Here is a 6,000-nt window from a genome sequence, read left to right as displayed (position 1 = left end):
TTACCGTGGGTGAATAATATCTATTAGATCACAGCGAACAGATGGATTCAAGGTTAAAAAGCAACCAACCAAGAATAGTTGGATACGTTCCTAAAAAGAGTAATTCTACAGCCTCAACGCCCAATTAACAGGCAAAAAATGGTTGGCTAAAATAAGTGAACGGAGTGAACAAAAAGCCAACTGTTTTTTGTCCTTGTTTAATTTCTTGTTATGTTTCTATTCATCTTCATCGTCAGGTGGATACTGACTAAGCTCAATACCCAAACCAATTTGACCTGCTAATTTAATCAGGATTGGTGGAAATGAATCACTTTGTACTGCTTCGTTTCTCCACTCAATTCCAAAATCTAAATAGCCGCCTTCAACGCCTGAGAAAGAAATAACGGATGACAATATAGTTTTGTGAATTTCCAAGTACTCAATTGCCACCTCCTTTTGCTTTTCAAATTCATTCCATTCAGCATCGCTAATCTCAATATTAAACCCAGAATTTTTATTAAGTTTATTAGGGTTACTTTTGAAGCGAGGCAAACCTTTTTCCCAGATTTTAGATGGTTTAACTTCAAGGGTTTCAATAAGCTCTTTTACATTTAACTCATCACCATAAACTCTTAAATAACACGCCATACTCGAAACCTACCTAGAAACATAACAGCTTATTGAACACCACTTTGGGGGGTTATAACACCCCAAAACGGCGTATATTACATTGTTCAATAATTCCACTAAATAACTTTAATGTAAACAAGTAATTAGGCATGTTATAAAAAGCCCTTTGTTATTTTGCACCAAAACGGCGTTTAATAATATTATTGGACAAAATTAAACTAGCTGTTTATATAAACAATTGCTTCTGTAAGTTAGCTTTATTTATGTAGCTACCTTTTACGATCATAATTAACAAACGTACGGATACTAAGCGCTACACAAAAGCTTATTGAGGCTTACTTATAAAGTCATGATTTTATAAGTTTTAATAATTAGCGTTTAGCCTTATTCGGTAAAAAAACTTTATTAAAAAATTAAGAGAAGTAATAGGAAAATTTTGGCTTTATGTATTTAGCACGTATGAGCTAAAGCATTAGTTAGATAAGCGAGCCTTAACATATTAATGATACAGGCTCGCTGAGGTGCTTATGATAAAAACGAATGAGTGAGGTGTTTACTTTATATCAAATTTCACGTGGTCAAAGTATGGATTTTTCTCATGCGCTTTAAGTACACTAATTGTAGTAAGCACAATGAGTTGCAGCTCGCTATTTACGTTAACAACTATGCATTCGTCTCTATTAGCATTGCGTTTTGTGTCAGTTGCTACGCCACATACACCATCGCCATTTTTTAATATAAGCTCAATACTTAAACGGTGCATACAGGCAATTTCGATATAGTCGTATTGGTTGCAACTGATCATAACGTCCTCTTTATATGCTATTTAGCCGGTTTAAATATCATTAAAGTCGCAATAACGATTAAGTTACCTACGTACCATAAATCTTTAATTACAAACTGACCTAAGCGTTCTAATAAAGTGCTTGAGCTAAATGCACCGGTTGCAGTAATTAAGAACGTTTGGGTCATCATAAACACGCTTAAACACGCTAAGCCACTTACAATAATTAGCTTTTTATTATTTAAAAATAGCCCTAAGCCTAATAACACAGCAAATAATACATCAAATCCGCCAATCACGTTAGATGCGCCTTGTACGCTAAATACCGTATATAACCACGACATAAACGGTGAGGTTTCTACTAAACTTAAAATGCCTTTTGCTTCAAACTCATAAAACTTCATGCCGCCAATCCACAATAAAACCATAGCAACCGGTATAAAGTTTAAAAGTACGTGTTGTTTGTCGGTAAGTTTGTTTTTATAAAATAAAAACAAATATAAAGGCACTACAGCAAAGTATTTAATTATGCCCTGCCCGCTACCAATGATTGGAAAGCCGCCAAGTTGCGCCATCCAACGGTTGCTGGCAAATAATGTTAGTAACGGGACGATGCTAATTACAATAGCTAACACGAGTGCCGCTGTAGGCTTTATTAATTTAAAATGCGCAGCTAAGGTTGTTGCTACTAGTGCGAGCATAGTTGAGCCCGCCAATAAGCCTAATGTATTTACACCTATTAACGCATCAAGATCATAAAAGCTAAATGTAGCCGTTAACGTATTAGAATTTGCACCTAACGCAAACGATAAGCCAAGCAGTAGAAAGCTCAATGAGAGTAAAAAAGAAAGTGCGTTGTTTGTGTGTTTTAAGTTCATTGTATTTCCAAGTATTCGTTAAGACTTACAAAGACCTTACAAGCCGATAAAACAATTCAAACTAACCCTTAAAAAATAAGAGTTGATTAAGTACAATGTAAGCTCTCATTTGGTAATTTAATTATTCATCTTTAGTTTATGGTTTATTACCTCTTTATTAATAAAATTAAATAAGTCTAATATTCATATGATGTGCGTCATCTTTTTTATTATTAAATGAAGTAAAATAACGTTGCCTTTTCAATATACAAAATGCATGCATTTTAAAACCTAGGGACATTTTAATGAAGGGTACTGATATTCGGGTTACCTCTGGACTGATTTCTATAGCCATTGTTTTACTACTTTGGTTTGCTGTACCGCCTCCGCAAGGTGTAACTGAAAACGCATGGCATTTGTTGGCTTTATTTGTTGGTACTGTAGTTGCCATTATTGGTAAAGCAATGCCAATCGGCGCCATTGCTATTTTAGCTATTACTTCTGTTGCATTAACCGGCGTAACTAATGACAGCCCATCTGGCGCTATTAAAGATGCATTAAGTGGCTTTTCTAATTCATTAATTTGGTTGATTGGTATTGCTATTATTATTTCTCGGGGTTTAGCTAAAACCGGTTTGGGAAATCGTATTGGCTATAATTTTATTTCTCTTTTTGGTAAAAAAACAGTTGGTATTGGCTATGCACTCGCACTTTCTGAACTTGTTATAGCGCCTGTAACGCCAAGTAATACCGCGCGAGGCGGCGCTATTATTCACCCAATAATGAAGTCGATAGCAACAAGCTTTGGCTCGTCCCCTGAGGAAGGTACATCTCGTAAAATTGGGCACTACCTTGCTTTAGTGAGCTACCATATAAACCCTATTACATCAGCTATGTTTATTACAGCAACTGCGCCAAACCCTCTAATTGTAAAGCTGATTGCTGATGCCACCGGTGCAAATATTAGTATTACTTGGGGTACGTGGGCGCTCGCCGCGCTTGTTCCTGGTTTGCTATGTATTGCCCTTGTGCCTTTGGTTGTTTATGCCATTTACCCACCTGAAGTTAAAAGTACGCCCGACGCTAAAAACTATGCAGAATCTAAATTAACTGAAATGGGCCCAATGAGTTATGGCGAAAAAATAATGGTGGGAGTTTTTGCCATGCTGCTTATTTTATGGGCCGGCGTACCTGCAATGATTTTAGGGGCTGACTACGCAGTTAACACAACCGCAGTGGCTTTTTTAGGTTTATCGGTTTTATTAGTGACTGGTGTATTAAGTTGGGACGATGTACTTAAAGAAAAGTCTGCGTGGGATACCGTTGTTTGGTTTTCAGCATTAGTAATGATGGCCACTTTTTTAAATAAATTAGGTTTGGTAACGTGGTTTTCAACACTTGTTGAGAGCAATATTGCGCAACTGGGTTTTGACTGGATTGTATCGGCCATTATATTGGTAGCTGTGTATTTTTACGCTCATTACTTTTTTGCCAGTACCACAGCACATATTACTGCTATGTTTGCCGCATTTTACGCCGCAGGTTTGGCGCTTGGCGCTCCGCCTTTATTTTTAGGTTTACTGTTAGCTGGCGCTTCATCACTCATGATGTCGTTAACGCATTACGCAACAGGCACCTCTCCCATAGTGTTTGGCTCAGGCTATGTATCGTTAAAAGACTGGTGGGTAATGGGCCTTATAATGAGCGTTATTAATTTAAGTGTATGGGGAATTATCGGCGGGCTTTGGTGGAAAGCACTTGGGTATTGGTAGTATTGCCTTTGTTAGTTTGGCTTGCACATTTAATACTGCGCACTTGTTTTGGTTAGTTCTACAAATATAAACATTGAGGCTGTTGCAAGGGAGCACTATGGTTTTTAGATTCATAAAGGCAGCATATTCAGACCGAGACTACTTATTAAGCCTCAGAAAACTAACTATGGTTGAACACTTAGAAAATGCGGGTTATTTTTAATACCAATTCGCTTAATTAAGTGATCTATTTTGAGGCTGGAAAAACGTGTTGATAGCTAGGCAAAAAATTCGCTATTTAGTTGTTCTAAATGAGCATTTTTTAACGCAGGTAGCGACACGTTTAGCCCCGCAAAATGATTAAGTATTATTGCGGATTGGTATAACTGAGCAACAGCATGTTTTAAGGCTTGATGACCAATATGACTGCTCCCATCTTATAGTTATAAATGAGGTACCAATTGGTACTTTAAAATACCAAACGCACGCTCAATACGTTGAAATAATGCAATTACAAATACATCCACTGCATCAAAATAAAGGGTATGGGAAAGCGGTTATTAAACAAGTTATTACAAGTGCGCAGTCAAAACCGATTAAACTCACAGTACTTAAAAACAACCCAGCATTAGAACTTTATAAGCGGCTGGGTTTTACTATAACGGATGAGAATAATTACGAGTACCACATGCAAACGCGGGCTACTCGTAGCTAAAATTAGTCGCTTTGATCTCTGAAGTCTTTTTTTCTGAAAATAGTTAAATGCCAACCCCAATGCAAAGAGCCTAATCTTAAAAAGATAGTCGTGAAAAATGAGCCTAAAATACACCAAATGTAATCTACATTAAGGCTAAATAAAGCGGCATAAACTGCACCACCCGCTAAACACGCAGAGGCGTAAGGTTCGCTGCGCATAACCGTTGGTACCTCACGGCAAATTACGTCACGTATTAAACCACCAAATATACCTGTAGTGATACCCATGGTAATTGCGACCACCATGCCAGAGCCATTAATGAGTGCTTTTTCTATCCCCATAATATTAAATAGCGCCATACCAACAGCGTCTACCAATAAAAAGTAGTAGTTATTAACGCGCGGTAAATATCGAATAAATGCAATTGTTGCTATAACGGCCCCATAGGTTGAATATAAATACTCCGGGGTAGCAATCCAAAATACCGGCTTGTTTAAAAGTATATCTCTGAGGGTACCGCCCCCTAGTGCTGTAACGGTTGCAACCACTACGACGCCAAAGCCACTAATGTTTTTTTCATACCCAAGCAACGCCCCTGCAACAGCAAAAAATGCAACACCGAGTAACCCTAGTACCATAAAGTATTCAGCAGTCATGCTAATTCCTTTTTAAAGTTTATAAGGAGTTGTATCAACTTACGTGCCAAAAAACATCCCTTAAAGGTTGAATTAACTTTAAAAAATACATTTAAAAACAACGCTGTAATTTACACTGAATGCAGTTTAAGGTTAGGTTTTATGAAAGGTAATATTTGAGAAGGTAATTATTTTAAAAGTAGGTATTTTTTACACGTTGTTTATAAGCAGGCCCATAAATTAAGCTAACGCTATTTATCCACTCAAAATAAGCAAGATAGCCTACAAAAATTGACTCAAAGATTAATAAGCTAATACCTATCCAACTTACAGAATTACATAAAAAATAACGCTGACATCTACCCTAATTTTATTGTTGACGTAGGTCGGATAAATGGCGAAGCCATGCCATCCGACAATTAATTTATAAACAAAAATAAGAGTTTATTGTGTTGGTAATTAGAATGAGTGTTCTCCTAATTTTTCGTTGCTTATTGGTATTATACGACCATTTAAAAACATGTCCCCTTGGTCAGGTTTAACCACACCAGAAAGCATTTTCATTAATGTGCTTTTACCAGCCCTATTTCCACCTTGGATTTAAATAGTAAGAGCATTCACTTTACCGTGCTTTATTTTTTAAGGCTACGCCGTTATTACCTATGCC

At 36.9% G+C, this 6,000-nt stretch carries 7 protein-coding genes; 2 read left to right on the top strand and 5 right to left on the bottom strand.

Annotation, left to right across the window (positions count from 1 at the left end):
* Positions 1 to 216 precede the first annotated feature (216 nt).
* The 3 genes from I6F45_RS19975 to I6F45_RS19965 form a co-directional block, all read right to left on the bottom strand.
* Entirely contained in the window at positions 217 to 627 is a 411-nt protein-coding gene (locus I6F45_RS19975; protein ID WP_197161841.1) for a hypothetical protein, read from the bottom strand.
* Between the two features lie 535 nt (positions 628 to 1,162).
* Entirely contained in the window at positions 1,163 to 1,414 is a 252-nt protein-coding gene (locus I6F45_RS19970) for a Rho-binding antiterminator (protein WP_197161838.1), read from the bottom strand.
* A 17-nt stretch (positions 1,415 to 1,431) separates the two neighbouring features.
* Positions 1,432 to 2,271 carry a DUF417 family protein gene (locus I6F45_RS19965; RefSeq protein WP_197161835.1) on the bottom strand — a complete coding sequence of 280 codons (840 nt, stop codon included), beginning with the start codon at positions 2,269 to 2,271 and terminating at the stop codon, positions 1,432 to 1,434.
* Positions 2,272 to 2,555: 284 nt separating this feature from the next.
* Between I6F45_RS19965 and I6F45_RS19960 the strand changes: the two genes are divergently transcribed.
* Positions 2,556 to 4,022: a DASS family sodium-coupled anion symporter gene (locus I6F45_RS19960; protein ID WP_197161832.1), complete on the top strand. Its 1,467-nt coding sequence runs from the start codon at positions 2,556 to 2,558 to the stop codon at positions 4,020 to 4,022.
* A gap of 349 nt (positions 4,023 to 4,371) precedes the next feature.
* Positions 4,372 to 4,716 (top strand): GNAT family N-acetyltransferase, encoded by a 345-nt coding sequence (locus tag I6F45_RS19955; RefSeq protein ID WP_197161829.1) that lies wholly within the window; start codon positions 4,372 to 4,374, stop codon positions 4,714 to 4,716.
* Between the two features lie 2 nt (positions 4,717 to 4,718).
* Here I6F45_RS19955 and I6F45_RS19950 read toward each other — a convergent pair whose 3' ends face one another.
* Together I6F45_RS19950 and I6F45_RS19945 are read right to left on the bottom strand one after the other, a co-directional pair.
* On the bottom strand, positions 4,719 to 5,354 hold the full coding sequence (locus I6F45_RS19950; protein WP_004334621.1) for a trimeric intracellular cation channel family protein: 636 nt from the start codon (positions 5,352 to 5,354) through the stop codon (positions 4,719 to 4,721).
* A gap of 438 nt (positions 5,355 to 5,792) precedes the next feature.
* On the bottom strand, positions 5,793 to 5,891 hold the full coding sequence (locus I6F45_RS19945; protein WP_231609724.1) for a hypothetical protein: 99 nt from the start codon (positions 5,889 to 5,891) through the stop codon (positions 5,793 to 5,795).
* Between the last annotated feature and the right edge of the window lie 109 nt (positions 5,892 to 6,000).

This window comes from Pseudoalteromonas sp. SWYJZ19 (genome assembly GCF_015864375.1).
Classification (GTDB): Bacteria; Pseudomonadota; Gammaproteobacteria; order Enterobacterales; family Alteromonadaceae; genus Pseudoalteromonas; species Pseudoalteromonas arctica.
The sequence above is the reverse complement of the archived record's forward strand: the minus strand, read 5'-3'. Positions and strand labels throughout refer to the sequence as shown.